This window comes from Caproiciproducens galactitolivorans (assembly GCF_029266045.1).
Taxonomy (GTDB): domain Bacteria; phylum Bacillota; class Clostridia; order Oscillospirales; family Acutalibacteraceae; genus Caproiciproducens; species Caproiciproducens galactitolivorans.
The window spans coordinates 64,100-79,441 of record NZ_JAJUFJ010000003.1 but is presented as its reverse complement, the minus strand read 5'-3'; the positions used below and the strand labels follow the sequence as shown (position 1 = coordinate 79,441).

The following is a 15,342-nucleotide window of genomic DNA, read 5'->3' as shown; positions in this document are numbered from 1 at the left end:
GGATTACAATGGAATCCAGAACAATTTACACAATCGCACGGCAATACGGCAGCGGCGGCCGTGAAATTGGCCAAAAGCTGGCAAATGAACTGAACATTCCTTTTTATGACAAAGAATTGATCGCTCTGGCCGCAAAAGAATGCGGGATTAGTGAAACCGTATTCGAAAAGGCGGACGAAAAAGCGACTGGGAGTCTATTGTATTCCCTCCTGATGGGCAGTTTCCCTTTCGCAAGTACTGTTTCACCCATTGGCGGCATGCCACTAAACGACATGCTGTTTTTTATTCAAGCGGATATTATGAAAAAGGCAGCAAAAGCCGGTCCCTGCGTTATCGTCGGCCGATGTGCCGATTATGTGCTGAAAGATATGGAACACGTATTCAATGTGTTTATCCATGCGGATAAGCTGAGCCGTATGGAAAGAATTGTGCAGGAATATCATACCGATCCGGGAAAAGCAGCCGATATTCTTTCAAAGATGGATAAACAGCGTGCGAACTACTATAATTTCTATACCAACAAAAAATGGGGAAATCTTGAAAACTACCACCTTACCCTTGATTCCTCGGCAACAGGGATCAGCGGGGCAGTCGAATTAATTCGCATGGCTGCTGCTATGAAAGAAGGTATGTAAATCGAAAGGAGTATCATTCTGTGAAAAAACTATCCGGCGCTACGGATATGACATTCGGAAATCCATATAAGCTTTTATTTGCATTTTCTATCCCGCTTTTGTTGGGAAACATATTCGAGCAGCTTTACAATATGGTCGACAGCATTGTCGTCGGCAATTTCGTCGGGGAAAAAGCCCTAGCGGCTGTCGGCACCGGCTTCCCGATCATCTTTATGCTGAGTTCCCTGTTTATTGGGCTTGGAATCGGCTCTACCATTATGATTTCCCAGTATTACGGAGCGAAGGACTTTAAAAACATTCAAAATACAGTCAATACAATTTATATAGCCATGATGGTCGGAACGGTTCCACTGACCATCATGGGTATTTTATTCAGTGAGCCACTTCTGAGATTAATGAACGTCCCCGACGACGGAACCCTCGCAATGGCCAAAGTATATTTGGTTGTGATCTTTGCCGGCATAATCGGTAACCTGGGATACAACATTAACGCCGGCATTTTACAGGGACTCGGCGACAGCCGGACTTCCCTGCTGTTTTTGTTGGTCGCAACCATCATTAATATTGTGCTCGACCTTTCATTCACCGTCGTTTTCGGCTGGGGCGTATTCGGCGTAGCGTTGGCCACGATTATCGCCCAGTTCTGTTCCTGGGTTTTCGGGATTACCTTTATCAACCGGCATTTCTCATTCATCCATATCAACCCGCTGAAACACAAATTCCACAAGGAACTGTTTCAAAAGGCGATTAAGCTCGGCATCCCCTCGGGAATACAGCAGGCACTATTTTCCATTGGGATTATGGTCATGCAGACATTGGTCAATTCCTACGGCTCTTCCTTTATGGCGGGCTTTAACGGCGCAAATAAAGTCGACACCTTTGCTTTCATGCCTATTCTGAGTTTTTCAACCGCTGTTACAACCTATGTTGGGCAAAACATCGGCGCTTCTAAGATTGAGCGTATAAAGTCTGGTACCAAGGCAGGTCTCGTTCTGGCGGTTGGTTCCAGCATTGCGATCAGCGCCATCGTTTATCCACTCAGCGCTTCGATTATGCGGATGTTTAACCCTAAACCAGAGGTTATCAGCGCGGGTGTTGCGTATCTGCACTGCGTGCTGCCATTTTTCTTTGTGTTGGCGATTTTATTCGTTCTGAACGCCGTACTGCGCGGCGCGGGGGAAATGGTGATTCCTATGATTTCTACCTTTGTCTCCCTTTGGTTCGTCAGAGTGCCGGCCGCCTACCTGATTGCCTACCATTTTGGTAAAGAACAAATCTATTTTTCCTACGCAATCGGATGGGCCGCAGGGATCCTTATTTCCTATCCCTATTATCGATTCGGGAAATGGAAGAGGAAAAGTATTGTATCTGACCACAAGAATTGAATTTTAAGAAGAAAAAGCCCTCTTTTAATTCCAAATTGTAAATATAAATTTTGATTCCTGTTTTATATTATAGAAAATAACTTCATTGTTAAATTATTAACAGGAGGGCGCTATGAAAGTTTTAATCAACAAAAAGACTTTGTTTTTAGCCCAATTCGCAATTCTGCTTGCCATTGAAGCAATTGTGTGCTTTACCCCCCTTGGCTCGCTTCCGGCATTCGGACCGATTGTGGCCACCCTTGGGATGGTGCCAGTCATTATTACGGCAATTCTGCTGGGAACCGGTGCAGGAACGTTGATGGGCTTTTTCGCCGGCTTGTTCAGTTTTTGCGTCTGGACTTTTACCCCGCCAAGCCCTTTGGCTTTTGTGTTTACCCCGTTTTACAGCGTCGGGCCAGCCGTCCGGAACTATTGGAGCCTTGCAATCTGTTTTATTCCCCGTATTCTGGTCGGTGTTGTAACGGGAGCGTGTTTCCGCCTATTTACGAAGCTGAAATGGAAGAATATCGTTGCCTACGGATTAAGCGGCGTGTTCGGCAGCCTGACGAATACGTTTCTGGTACTGGGCGGTATCTACGTCTTCTTTGGCCAAAGCTATGCGGATGCCCTGAACGTAAGCTATCACCTTCTGCTTGGGATTATCGGGCTTACGGTTTTAACAAGCGGCATTCCGGAAGCGGTCGTTGGCGGCGCAGCGGCTTACGCCATCTGCTGCCCAATTCAAAAGCATATGATCCATACGTTTGAATAAAATCAGGAAAGAGAAGCATAATAGTGCAAACGAACAAAGAAGGTGCTATTATGACATATCTGTCCTGCGATGTAATGAACTGTATAAACAATAAAGACCGGTATTGCTGCCGTCCGGATATTCAGGTCAGCGGCCGAAGCGCAAACGATCCCCGGCAAACCAGCTGCGCCTCTTTTTCGGATGCCACGGACAGCGCACAGAACGCCGTTGGAACCGTATTGCCCAACACTTCGCTAGAAATCTACTGCGAAGCGGAAAATTGCAAATACAATCATGAGGAAAGATGCTCTGCGGAACATATCAATATTGATGCCGAATCGGAAATCCCACATTCGCAATCCTATACGCAATGCGGAACCTTTGAAAGCAAATAGTGTATAAAAGAATATTTCCGAACCAAGGAGAGAGCGGTGTTACCGCTCTTTTCTTATGCAAAAAAAGAAAAGAAGCCGAAAGGAAATGAATTCAATTTTGTAAGAATTGTTGTGATTGTATTGAACCTATGCTATACTAAATAAGCGAATTTGTACGATGAGAAAGCAGATAGAAGGTACGATATGAATAAGAATACGATCACAAAATCCAGTCTTGCCCTGCTTGCCGTCTGCTCACTTCTTCTCAGCGGCTGTAAGCAGAATAACACAAGCGGGGGCGCAAAGCCAGAGGGCAGCTCTTCCGCTCCGCAAAGCGTTTCCTCCACGGTAAGTTCAGAGCAGGAAATTTCACAGCAAACTTCCTCTTTCCACAATTCCGCCGGCTCTGAAGCGCAAAGCGAAAAAGTCGAAGAAAGCTACCTTGATGACGCGGTATTTATCGGTGATTCCGTCACCTTGAAACTAAAAAATTATGTTACGATAAAACGGAAATCCAACCCGGGGTATTTTGGCAAGGCCCAGTTCCTTGCGGCGGGCAGCATGGGTAGCGGGAACGCCCTCAAACCGCTGAAAAGCGATTCGATTCATCCGTCCTACAACGGCAAAAAAGCTCTTTTAGAGGACAGCGTTGCCGCAATGGGTGCCAAGAAAGTCTATATTATGCTGGGAGCCAACGATTTAGGCCTGTACGGAGTTGACAAATCCGCGGAGAATATGGCAAAGCTGCTAGAGAAAATCAAAGCAAAATCTCCGGACACAAAAATCTTCGTACAGTCCGCAACTCCGATTCTGAAGGAACGGCAGATGAAGAACCTGAACAATTCCAACCTTGTGGCTTACGACAATAAATTAAAGGAGCTGTGCAAGCAGAGGGGATATTATTTTATCGATGTTGCTTCCGTAATGCGCGACAAGGAAGGCAATCTGCCGAAGGAATACTGCAGCGACCCGGACGATCTGGGCATCCACTTTACCGACAAAGCGTGCCAGGTCTGGATCGATTATATTTTAACCCACGTCGTAAAATAGGAGTGAAGAACAATGAAGAAATTCTTATCCCTGCTGCTAGCCGCAGCAATTGTCTTATCGCTTGCCGCCTGCGGCGCCTCAACCAAACAGGCCGACTTGAAAAAGGTTATGACGGATATGAAGGCAAAAATAGAAAATCAGGAAATGATGGATTTAACGTCCGACGATTTAATGCCGAATTACGGAATATCCCCCGACGACGTAAAGCAATTTGCCGCCTACGTTGATTCCACCGGTATCAAGGGCGATGAGATTATCTTTTTGGAAGGCAAGGACGCCGAGGCTGCAAAACGGATTAAAGAGAAACTGGACGCCCGTTACAAGCAGAAGGAAGTGGAAATGAAGGATTATCTTCCAGAGGAATTTGCGGTGTTAAAAAAATGCAGCGTAAATCAAAATGGAAATTACGTCAGCATGATTGTCAGCCCACAATATGAGGAACTGAACAAGATTTATAACGATGCTATTAAGAAATAAAGAGATGAGGGATGCCCCCTCATCTCTTTTCCGTTAATGGATCCGGCTCAGAATTTCGCCGATGCTTCCCTGAATTAAAAGGTCGGCGTTGCCGTCTTGGGGCGTTGCGTCACGGTTGATCAGCACAAGCCTATCCCCCCGGTAGTAATCGATCAGGCTCGCGGCAGGATAAACCGCCAGCGAGGTCCCGCCGATGATCAGCATATCGGCGCGTTCAATCGCTTCTATGGCTCCATACAGCGTGCGCTGATCCAGCCCTTCCTCGTATAAAACCACGTCTGGCTTTATGGTTCCCCCGCAGAAACAGGTGGGAATTCCCTTGCTGTGCAGCATAAATTCCGCGTCGTACAGCTTATGGCACCGCTGGCAATAATTGCGGTGTACGGAGCCATGCAGTTCGTAAACCGCTTTGCTGCCCGCCATCTGATGCAGGCCGTCAATATTCTGTGTTACTACGGCGGTCAGTTTTCCCGCCTTCTCCAGCTCCGCAAGCTTTTTGTGCGCGGCATTGGGTTTAGCATCCAAGCAGAGCATTTTGGTGCGGTAAAAGTCAAAGAACTCCGCCGTATGCGTTACATAAAAGCTGTGGCTCAGCATCGTTTCCGGCGGATATTTGTAATGCTGACGGTAAAGCCCATCCACGCTGCGGAAATCGGGAATCCCGCTTTCCGTGGAAACACCAGCTCCACCAAAAAATACAATCCGTTTGCTTCTGTCAATCCATTCCTGCAGTTTTTCAATCTTTTCTTCCATAACGTTTCCTCCCTTCCGGTAATTCTATTGTAACCCTGTTCAAAACAATTGCAAGGGCAAAATCCTTTTTTCCAACTTCTCTGGATAGAAAATCCATGTAAAGAATTGTTGTTTGCAATGCGGTGTTATTTCTATTATACTAGAATGATAAATAATTCTCAGGAGGTTTTAAGATGCAGGGGAAGGCTTCTCAAATCATGAACGAAGTAAAAAAGGCCGTTGTCGGAAAAGACGCGATTGTCTGCAAAGTATTAATGGTCATTCTGGCGCAGGGACACATCCTGCTGGAAGACATCCCCGGCGTTGGAAAAACAACGCTAGCGCTCGCGTTTTCAAAGGCAATGTCCCTTGACTATAAAAGAATACAATTCACCCCTGACGTTATGCCGACCGACGTAACCGGGTTTTCAATATACAACAAGGAAACGGGAAAATTGGAATATAAGCCCGGAGCCGCGCTGTGCAATCTGTTCCTAGCGGATGAAATCAACCGAACCTCCAGTAAAACTCAATCCGCGCTTCTGGAAGTAATGGAGGAAGGAAGAATCACCGTGGACGGGACAACCCGTTCCACTCCAAAACCCTATATAGTGATCGCGACACAAAACCCGGTCGGCTCGGCGGGGACACAGATGCTTCCGGAATCCCAGCTCGATCGCTTTATGGTGCGTCTGACAATGGGCTACCCAAAAATTAGCGACGAAATTGAAATTTTGAAGCGCAAACAGGGGGACGATCCGCTCGATTCCGTACGCAAAGTCGTGGACGCACAGGCCATCCTCAATATGCAGAATGAAACTGACGCGGTATACATATCCGACGATCTCTATGCCTATATCGCGCGTCTGGTCAGCGCCACGCGTGAAAACAGCATGATCCGCCTTGGGGCCAGCCCGCGCGGTTCCATTGCGCTTGCAAGAATGGCGCAGGCCACCGCATACCTTTCCGGCAGGGATTATGTCGTGCCGAAGGACGTCCAGTTTGTTTTCCGCGACGTCATTGAACACCGCATTCTTTTGAGCTCCCAGGCAAAAATCAGCAATGTATCTGCCGGCGCACTTCTGGAAGGGATTCTCAAGGAAGTGCCGGCGCCTTCCATTGCGGGTTAGAGGTGCCCCATGTTTCGTTATCGGCTTTCCTACGGCCTGCTGCTGCTTGCCGCTTTCGTGTTCTGCATCTTCTTCAAGGAATACCTTTCCTTTTTTACATTCCTATTTCTTTTGATCCTGCCCTTGTTTCCCCTCCTTTTTTTACTCGCCGCCGTTCGGAAAACCACCGTTTCGTTGGAAACGGATCGCTTCGCGGCCAATAAAGGAATGGATTTCTCCACCTTTATTGTGCTGAAGAATACGTCGCTTCTGCCGCTTTCCGGCGTAAAAATCCAAATCTCATTCAAGAATGTACTCAGCGGCGAGAAAAAGGAGGAAATTTTGCTTCTTCCTATCAATTCCAAAGCGGAACAGCGCGTGGAATACCGCATGCGTTCGCAATACTGCGGCAGAATCCGGCTTCAAGTGACGAAAATTACCTATTATGACTTTTTAGGTATTTTTTCCGTGCATAAACCGCCTGCCGCTCAGGCCGAGGTATTCGTTACCCCCGGCATTTATCCGATTGATCTAAAAATCGACCATGCGGTGGCAGCACAAGCGGAGAGCAGCGTCTATTCCAAAATAAAACCCGGCGATGACCCGTCGGAAATCTTCGACATCCGGCCATACCGCAGCGGCGACCGGCTCAGAAGCATCCATTGGAAGCTCAGTTCCAAGCTGGACAAGCTGATGGTGAAGGAGTTCAGCCTGCCGACTGATAGTACGGTGCTCCTGCTGGTCGAACTGCTCGCTCCGGATATGGAAACAGCGGACGCCTTGATTGAAACGTTTGCCTCCCTTTCGAATTTTTTGACTGAAAATGCAATCCAGCACCGGATCGAATGGTACGACGCAAGAAACAGCCGTATGGAAAACGCGGCCATCGAAAGCGAGGAAGACCTGGCGGTTCTTCTGAACGCGGTGCTTTCTTCCAGTTATTACAGGGATGTCCCTTATGCCCTGAAATCCCGGGAAAGCATGGATAGCATGCGCTGCGCGCACGTTATCTACATTACCGGCGGGCTGACGGATGCGCTTCCCCTCTTTTTCGGCAGGATGGAAGGAATAAAAGCAACCGTGCTGTACACGGGCAATTTGGAAAACGATCAGGGCGCTGAATTTACGGAGAATCTGAAAGCCATGCATACAGGCATTGTGGAAATACTTCCGAATTCCATACAGGAATCCCTTTCCGGAATTACGTTATAGAAAGCAGGTGTGAAAAATGAGCGAAGGCAAGCGCAATGCAAACTCCGGCATGGAAATCGCCGCCCCGAGTTTGATGGAGCAGAAACCATCTGCCGCTGAAAACGCGGCGTTTTCCTTTACCGTAGTCCTTCTGGGCGTTTTGGGCGCCGCATGGTGCTTTATCTCCGCTTTTTCACTACCTGTCCTACCCCTGACGGTGAACCTGTACGCCCTTCTGTTCGCTGTGGTCTTTACCGTGTCCTACTCGCTGAAACGGGCACGCATTTACATTCATTTCCTATTGGTCATCCTTTACGCTGCCGCGGCTTGGTATTTCCGGGCGGGAATGGCGCAGGGATTCGTAATAACAACCAATCAAATAATGAAAACCTACGCAAGCCGTACAGATTTGGATTTTCCCATTTATCTGGTAAGCGTAAAAAAAGATCTGTATCCGGAAACCTGTACGCTGTTTCTGGTGTTTGTCCTGTTCATTGTCACCGGCCTTGTGTGCAATGCGGTTATTAAACAAAAAAGCCTGTGTTTCACTTTCCTCGTAACCTCTCCCTTCCTGTTTTCCGCGCTTGCGTTTCTGATTACGCCAAACTTTACAGCGGTTCTTTCTTTGTTTGCTTGTTGGACTGCAATGCTCTTAACCCGGCTTCCGGCGGAAAAAAAGAAGGGATTCCTGAAAATCAAAAGCGGGTATATGTGCAAGAGCGGCGCTACCGCCGCAAGAAGCGGATTGATTTCCATCCCTGCGCTTCTTCTGTGCTTTGCGCTGATCCTCTCCCTTTTCCCCATGCAAAGCTTCCAGCGTCCGCCGCAGCTGGATAAAATGCGTGCAAAGCTGATTGAAACGGCGGCGGACAGCCCGCTGATGAACGGCAGCAGGGCGCTAGCGGGAAATACAAATCATGTCGATTTAAACCATGCGGGCAATATCCAGTTTACCGGAAAAACCGCCTTGCAAATCAAATCGGACAAACAGTACCCCCTTTACTTAAAAAGCTTTGCGGGAAGTGTTTTTACCGGATCGCGCTGGGAAAAGCTCCCCGATTCCGAGTACGCCGCCATAAACCGGCAGCTCGGCGGTCGGAACGTCCAGAACATGCTCTATTGGTTTACATCCCTTCTGCACCAGCAGGATAACCCCCTTTTGAATCCCTTCGGAATACGGATCCGCAGCGTGAGTGCGTCAAAGCAGTGCATTTACGCGCCTTATAACCTTTCCACAACACCGGAAGCCATTACCGGCGTGCATTTTGTAAACGATGAATTTATCCGCTCGGATTCTCTCTTCGGCACCTCCGAATATACTTTCTATGCATACGGACTGGGACCGGGCGAAGTCTCTTCCAATATCAGCGGACTGGTCTACAGCCTGATCACAAAACGCATGTTTCCCTCCACGGAGGGGTACAACATTCCGAACCATGTGATGCGCTTTTTTGAAAGCCAGGAGAAATATAATGACCTGAATACCGGGAATGTGGAATCCTATTACAAAACCACCATTCCTGAAAATATTCTGCAGGAAATGGATATTAAAAGCAGGAGCTATATGGAAACAGAACAGGCGTACCGCCTGTTTCTCTATGATAAGTACACCCAGCTTCCCCAAAGCACCCGGGAAAAAGTGCAGAAGCTGTTAAAACAGGAAGGTTTGATGGGTACTTTAAAAAACCGGACGGCCCTGCAATCCGATTCCAATTCCGGCTCCGACGTAGAAAGCATGGCGAATGCCGTAAAGGATTATTTGAGCAAAAACTGCTATTATACCCTGAATCCCGGCAAGATACCCAAGGGAGAGGACTTTACGGAATACTTTCTGACGAAAAGCCGCCGAGGCTACTGCGTGCATTTCGCCACAGCGGCAGCCGTTATGCTGCGTACAATGGGTGTACCGGCTCGTTACGCGGAAGGCTATATTGTTACTCCCCAGGACTATAAAAATGCCTTAGCGGACGGCTGGGCGAATATTCCGGACAGCCGCGCGCACGCCTGGGTGGAAATATATTATCCCGGGCTTGGCTGGCAACCCCTGGAGGTTACTCCCGGCTTCAGGGTGGAAAGGAATCTGACGCAGGAAAACAATCCCGTCAACCAGCTCCCTGAGCAAAGCGTCTCTGAAAGCAGCAGCCCCACCCAGGGCAAAGCGGCAAGCAAGCCGGGAGGGCAGGCGGAAAGCAAAGCCCCGAACAGCACCGTGTCCTCTTCGCCGAATTCTTCACCGAAGGCCGGCGCAAAGGCGGTTTCGGATACCAAAGCCGCCCGGTTCCAGATTTTGATTGGGGCAGCGATTCTTCTCGCTCTGCTTGCATTCACAATCCTCAAACGCAAATATATATTAAGCCAGCGGGAAGAATGCTTTGCACAGCCGGATTTCCGCCAGGCCGCAATCAGCGTTTATACGTATCTGACGCAGTTAACACAATTCGGCGGGGAAATCAGCGAGGAAATAAACGATCTTGCTCAGAAAGCAAAGTTCAGCCGGAACGGCGTTACCAAAGAAGAATTAAAAGCCATGACGGAGTTTGCGCATCGTCTCGCTTTGGAAAATTACAGAAGCCTGCCGAAATGGAAGCAGATTTTGTTTAAGTATATTTATAACCTTCTATAAACATCCATATTATTTGCGGCACAACAAAACCTCCTGCTGTATCTACAACAGGAGGTTTTGTTCATGTATGTGGCTTTGGGGATTCCCAAGAATATGGGTTTAATCTTTTGTCATCAGGTTGCAGACCTGATTGGAGAATTCCACCGGATCGTCAATCGTGACGCCTTCAATCAGCAAGGCCTGCGTATACAGAAGGGACGCGTATTCCTTTAAAGTATCCTTGTCGTTCTCATAGAGCGAACAGAGCTTTTTGAAAATCGGATGGTTGGCGTTGATCTCCAAAACGCGCTGCGCGGTTACCTTTTCATTCGAAGAAGGTATGGCATTGAGCACCTTTTCCATCTCAATGGAAATCGCTCCGTCGGTCGACAGGCAAACCGGGTGGGTTTTCAGTTTCTGCGACAGAATAACCTGCTTAACTTTCCCATCCAAGGCATCCTTCATGAAGTTCAGCATGTCCTTGTTTTCTTCCACCTGCTTTGCGGCGGCCTGCTTTTCCTCTTCGGTTTCCAGTCCCAGGTCGTCCGCGGAAACGGACTTGAATTCCTTGTCGTCGTACTTCATCAGCATGCGGATAGAAAATTCGTCAACGCCGTCGGTCAGGTACAGAATTTCGTAGCCTTTATCCTTAACCGCCTCTGTCTGCGGGAGCCTGTCCACACGCTCTACCGTTTCGCCGCATGCATAGTAAATGTACTTCTGCCCCTCTTTCATGCGTGAAACGTATTCTTTCAAGGTTACAAGCTTCTTCTCGCTGGAAGAATAGAACAACAGCAAATCCTGCAAAACTTCCTTATGCAATCCGAAATCCTGATAAACGCCGTATTTCAGCTGCAAACCGAAGTTTTTAAAGAACTTCTCGTATTTTTCCCGTTCATTGGCAAGCATGTTTTCCAGCTCGGATTTGATCTTCTTTTCAAGGCGGCCGGCAATAATCTTTAGCTGGCGGTCGTGCTGGAGCATTTCACGCGAGATATTCAGCGACAGATCCTGCGAATCCACCAGGCCGCGTACAAAGCTGAAATAATCCGGAAGCAAATCCGCGCATTTATCCATAATCAGAACGCCGTTGGAGAAAAGCTGCAAACCCTTTTCATAATCCTTTGTGTAAAAATTCATCGGCGCTCTGGCGGGGATGAAAAGCAGGGCGTTGTAAGTTGCGGTACCCTCGGTGCTGGAATGGATGACCTTTATGGGGTCTGTGTAATCCATGAATTTACTTTTATAGAATTCGTTGTATTCCTCTTCCTTTATTTCGTTCTTATTTTTCCGCCAGATCGGAACCATACTGTTGAGCGTTTCATTTTCGGTATAGGTTTCGTACTCGTCCTTGGTTCCTTCCTTCAAGCGGGTTTTTTCAACATCCATTTTAATCGGGTAGCGGATATAGTCCGAATATTTTTTCACAAGATTCCGAAGCGTGTAGGTTTCTAGGAATTCATCGTAATTATTATCTTCGGTATTTGGCTTTAATTTCAAAATAATGGTTGTACCGCGGTCTTCCTTCTCGCAGGGTTCAATGGTGTACCCCTCCGTTCCGGTGCTCTCCCATTTGAAAGCCTCTTCGCTGCCAAAGGCTTTGCTCAGCACCGTAACCTTTTCACTAACCATAAACGCGGAATAAAAACCGACGCCGAACTGGCCAATGATTTCAATATCTTCCTTCTGCTCGATTTCCTGTTTGAAATTCAGGGAGCCGCTTTTTGCGATGGTGCCGAGGTTGTTTTCCAGCTCTTCCTTCGTCATACCGCAGCCGTTATCAGAAATCGTAAGTGTGCGGTTTTCCTTATCCGGCACAATATTAATGCAGAAATCGTCGCGGTTCAGGCCGGTGTCGCCGTCGCTGAGCGTTCTGTAATAAAGCTTATCGATTGCGTCGCTCGCATTCGAAATTAATTCGCGGAGAAATATTTCGCGATGTGTGTAAATCGAATTAATCATTAAATCCAAAAGACGTTTGGATTCTGCTTTAAATTGTTTCATCGCCATATCTACAACCCTCTACATGTGAATTTTAGCACTCTAATCTTTTAAGTGCTAAAGTAATTTTAATACATGCCCCAGAAAATTTCAAGTCCTCGAATGTTAATTTTTTGTATCGTACAAAAGGAAGCGCCAAGGGATATAGGCGCTTCCTTAACCATTCGTATTTTGCCGGTACGGGTTCCGTCCGGTCTTTTATGCAGAAATTGCTCTAACAAACAATGCAAAGGATTCAGCGGATTTTTTCCATTGGAACATAATCATGGTCCACCGTTAACACAACGTAATAGCTTGGATCCAACTTGGAAACCTCATCTGAAATGCGTTGCATCAGTTGGGCATCGCTCATTGGGAAATCAAAGGATACGTTAATGTCAAAAATCAGGTTTGCGTGCGTGGGACCCCATACAACGCGGAAATCATGCATTCCGATTTGCGGCGAAATGTTCCGAATCAAAGCTTTTACCTGTTCCTTAAGTTTGTTTGTCCGCTCGTCACTGGTAACAATCGGGTCAAGATGGATGACAAGATGAATCCCGTTGTCCGCCAGAAAATCCCGCTCAATATTATCAATAATATCATGGCTCACCATAATATCCTGCTCCGCAGCAACTTCGCAGTGAACGGAAGCAAAACGGCGATTAGGCCCGTAATTATGCACATGAAGGTCGTGAATTCCCAATATTCCGTCGTAGCTCATGATTTTCTCGTATATTTCATCAACCAGTTCTTCCGAAGGAGCCATTCCCAAAAGCGGATTGCTTGTTTCGACGATCAGCCGCACACCGGTAACCATAATGAAAACAGCAACAATCACACCCAGGTAGCCATCCAGATTGAATCCGGTAAAATACGTGATCAGTAGGCCGAGAAGCACCGCAGACGTTGCAAAAACGTCGTTCAAGCTGTCTGCAGCCGTAGCGGAGATCGTAGAGGACCCAATTATCTTCCCCACTTTCTTATAAAACAGGCACTGCCAAATTTTAATCAGTATGGAAAGAATCAGCACGCCAAAGGTCAGCATGTTGAAATCAGCTTCCTGTGGGTTCAAAATCTTGTCAATCGAGTTTTGAATCAACTGGAAACCGACAATCAGTATCACAAATGATACGATTAATCCGGATAAATACTCGATGCGAGCGTGACCGTAAGGATGTTCTTCATCTGCCGGCTTCCCGGCCAACTTAAAACCAACCAGCGTAACAACAGCAGAACCCGAATCGGAAAGGTTATTGATTGCATCCGCAGTAATTGCAATGCTGTGAAATACAACGCCAGCAATTATCTTAATGACAAACAGCAAAACATTCGTCGCAATGCCAACCGCACCGGAAAATTTACCGTAGCACTCCCTTACCTTCTCATCATCCTTGTTCTTGTAATCCTTAACAAATGTTCTGATTAAAAAATCAAACAATTACTCCACCTCAAACAGGCTTCCTCCGCAGCAATCGATCGTCGTAAATAAAGGAAAATCCTCAATTTGCAGTTCTTTTACGGATTCACAGCCTAAATCTGGAAAGGCAAGAATTTTTAAGGAACGGACGCATTTTGCCGCGAGTGCGCCTGCTCCGCCGATTGCACAAAGATAAACCGCACTATTCCGTTTGATGGCGTCAACCACCTCTGGGGAACGCCCCCCCTTGCCGATCATACATTTCAGTCCCAAATCCAGTAGGCGGGGGGCAAATACGTCCATTCGGGAGGATGTAGTCGGTCCGCACGCGCCGATCGGCAGATTCGGCGGAGTCGGAGTCGGCCCTGCGTAATAAACGGTGGCATTCTTCAATACAAATGGTAGCTTTTCACCATTGTCGAGCATAGCAAAAATGCGTTTGTGAGCCGCGTCACGAGCGGTATATACTGTTCCGCTCAACAGAATTTTATCACCAGCCCGCAGTGTTTTTGCCGCCTCGGCAATCTCACTCGTATGAATTCGTATTCTCTGCATACTAACCTCACAATCAGAGTAGGGAACTGTTTTACAGTTCCCTACGACATTTTCATCCATTATACCTTATATTGGCTACTTAATCAAAACATTTTTTTCTTTCTCAAAATAAAATAAGAAATCACCATGCAGATGACGGAAAGACTTACTGGAAACCAGAAGTTTGCAACCGGCATCCCATTTACATTCATTCCATACATACCGGATATAACGGTCGGTATGGAAATCATCAGCGTAATAGAAGCAAGTGCTTTCATTACAATATTTAAATTATTTGATATAATCGAAGCAAACGCATCCATCGTGCCGGACAAAATGTTCAGATAAATGCTGGACATTTCAATCGCCTGTTTAACCTCAATCAGAACGTCTTCAATCAAATCCTGATCTTCTTCGTAAAGCTTTACAACGCGACCGCGCATAATCTTCTCAATTGTTATTTCGTTCGCCTTTAAAGAGGAAGAAAAATACACCAGGGATTTTTCAATATCCAAAAGCTGAATCAGCTCGGAATTCTTCATGGATTTCCGAAGCTCTTTTTCAATAAAACTGCTGATCTTGTCAATCTGCTTCAAGTACTGTAGATAACGCGTCGCTACGCGAAGCATGATATGAAGGATGAAGCGGGTTTTCATATTAGTCTGAACATCCTTGACAACATCCTCGGAAAACTCACTAATCACCGGGTTTTCCTTTGTAGAAACGGTAATAACGTTTTTCTCCGTAATAATAATGCCCACAGGCATCGTCGAATAGGTGATGTTTTTTCCAGATTTCTCAATAACCGGAATATCAATAATAATCAATGTGCTGCTGTCTTCGCGGTCAATGTGCGAAGATTCTTCTTCGTCCATTGCAGCCCGAAAGAAATCCGGTTCAATATTGAAATCCGAAATAAGGCTGTTAACCTCCGCATCGTCCGGCGCCACGCAGTTAATCCAGCATCCAGGTTCACAGGAAGGAATCGGCGTAATATGGCCGTCGATCGTCTTGTAATAGGATAGCATTGCGCTCGTCTCCTTTATTATGTTTTTGATATCGTCGACTGAAAGGGTCAGGTTTCACAATGCCACCCCCAATATAATTCAAATTTGCCCAAACG

Annotated in this window: 14 protein-coding genes; 9 read left to right on the top strand and 5 right to left on the bottom strand. The window is 46.9% G+C overall.

Translation table 11 applies throughout. The features are described from left to right. The first annotated feature begins 8 nt into the window (after positions 1-8). The 6 genes from P9B68_RS03830 to P9B68_RS03805 all read left to right on the top strand — a co-directional run bounded on the left by P9B68_RS03830 (position 9) and on the right by P9B68_RS03805 (position 4,651). Complete coding sequence (locus tag P9B68_RS03830) at positions 9-635, top strand: cytidylate kinase-like family protein (RefSeq protein WP_135659849.1); 627 nt, start codon at positions 9-11, stop codon at positions 633-635. 20 nt (positions 636-655) lie between these two features. After that, positions 656-2,020 carry an MATE family efflux transporter gene (locus tag P9B68_RS03825; RefSeq protein WP_243113002.1) on the top strand — a complete coding sequence of 455 codons (1,365 nt, stop codon included), beginning with the start codon at positions 656-658 and terminating at the stop codon, positions 2,018-2,020. A gap of 112 nt (positions 2,021-2,132) precedes the next feature. After that, positions 2,133-2,771, top strand: coding sequence for an ECF transporter S component (locus tag P9B68_RS03820; protein ID WP_135659851.1), 639 nt, complete (start codon positions 2,133-2,135; stop codon positions 2,769-2,771). Positions 2,772-2,821: 50 nt separating this feature from the next. Continuing rightward, entirely contained in the window at positions 2,822-3,145 is a 324-nt protein-coding gene (locus tag P9B68_RS03815; protein WP_135659852.1) for a DUF1540 domain-containing protein, read from the top strand. Between the two features lie 183 nt (positions 3,146-3,328). Next, complete coding sequence (locus P9B68_RS03810; protein WP_277668479.1) at positions 3,329-4,174, top strand: GDSL-type esterase/lipase family protein; 846 nt, start codon at positions 3,329-3,331, stop codon at positions 4,172-4,174. A 12-nt stretch (positions 4,175-4,186) separates the two neighbouring features. Beyond that, positions 4,187-4,651, top strand: a complete 465-nt coding sequence (locus tag P9B68_RS03805; protein ID WP_135659856.1) for a DUF4358 domain-containing protein — start codon at positions 4,187-4,189, stop codon at positions 4,649-4,651. Between the two features lie 33 nt (positions 4,652-4,684). Here the strand turns inward: P9B68_RS03805 and P9B68_RS03800 are convergent, their stop codons facing one another. After that, a complete protein-coding gene (locus tag P9B68_RS03800; protein ID WP_135659858.1) occupies positions 4,685-5,404 on the bottom strand; it encodes an NAD-dependent protein deacylase in 720 nt (239 codons plus the stop codon). 173 nt (positions 5,405-5,577) lie between these two features. Here P9B68_RS03800 and P9B68_RS03795 point away from each other — a divergent pair, with 173 nt between their 5' ends. The 3 genes from P9B68_RS03795 to P9B68_RS03785 are packed head-to-tail and all read left to right on the top strand — an operon-like array spanning position 5,578 to position 10,306. After that, positions 5,578-6,513 carry an AAA family ATPase gene (locus P9B68_RS03795; RefSeq protein ID WP_135659860.1) on the top strand — a complete coding sequence of 312 codons (936 nt, stop codon included), beginning with the start codon at positions 5,578-5,580 and terminating at the stop codon, positions 6,511-6,513. 9 nt (positions 6,514-6,522) lie between these two features. Next, positions 6,523-7,704 carry a DUF58 domain-containing protein gene (locus tag P9B68_RS03790; protein ID WP_135659862.1) on the top strand — a complete coding sequence of 394 codons (1,182 nt, stop codon included), beginning with the start codon at positions 6,523-6,525 and terminating at the stop codon, positions 7,702-7,704. Between the two features lie 16 nt (positions 7,705-7,720). Continuing rightward, positions 7,721-10,306 carry a transglutaminase TgpA family protein gene (locus tag P9B68_RS03785; RefSeq protein ID WP_277668478.1) on the top strand — a complete coding sequence of 862 codons (2,586 nt, stop codon included), beginning with the start codon at positions 7,721-7,723 and terminating at the stop codon, positions 10,304-10,306. 99 nt (positions 10,307-10,405) lie between these two features. Here the strand turns inward: P9B68_RS03785 and htpG are convergent, their stop codons facing one another. The 4 genes from htpG to P9B68_RS03765 form a co-directional block, all read right to left on the bottom strand. Further along, positions 10,406-12,295: a molecular chaperone HtpG gene (gene htpG / locus P9B68_RS03780; RefSeq protein ID WP_135659865.1), complete on the bottom strand. Its 1,890-nt coding sequence runs from the start codon at positions 12,293-12,295 to the stop codon at positions 10,406-10,408. 226 nt (positions 12,296-12,521) lie between these two features. After that, a complete protein-coding gene (locus P9B68_RS03775; protein ID WP_277668477.1) occupies positions 12,522-13,706 on the bottom strand; it encodes a cation diffusion facilitator family transporter in 1,185 nt (394 codons plus the stop codon). Beyond that, entirely contained in the window at positions 13,707-14,240 is a 534-nt protein-coding gene (locus P9B68_RS03770) for a FumA C-terminus/TtdB family hydratase beta subunit (protein ID WP_135659869.1), read from the bottom strand. It lies immediately after the preceding gene. 83 nt (positions 14,241-14,323) lie between these two features. Then, on the bottom strand, positions 14,324-15,247 hold the full coding sequence (locus P9B68_RS03765; RefSeq protein WP_277668475.1) for a magnesium transporter CorA family protein: 924 nt from the start codon (positions 15,245-15,247) through the stop codon (positions 14,324-14,326). Between the last annotated feature and the right edge of the window lie 95 nt (positions 15,248-15,342).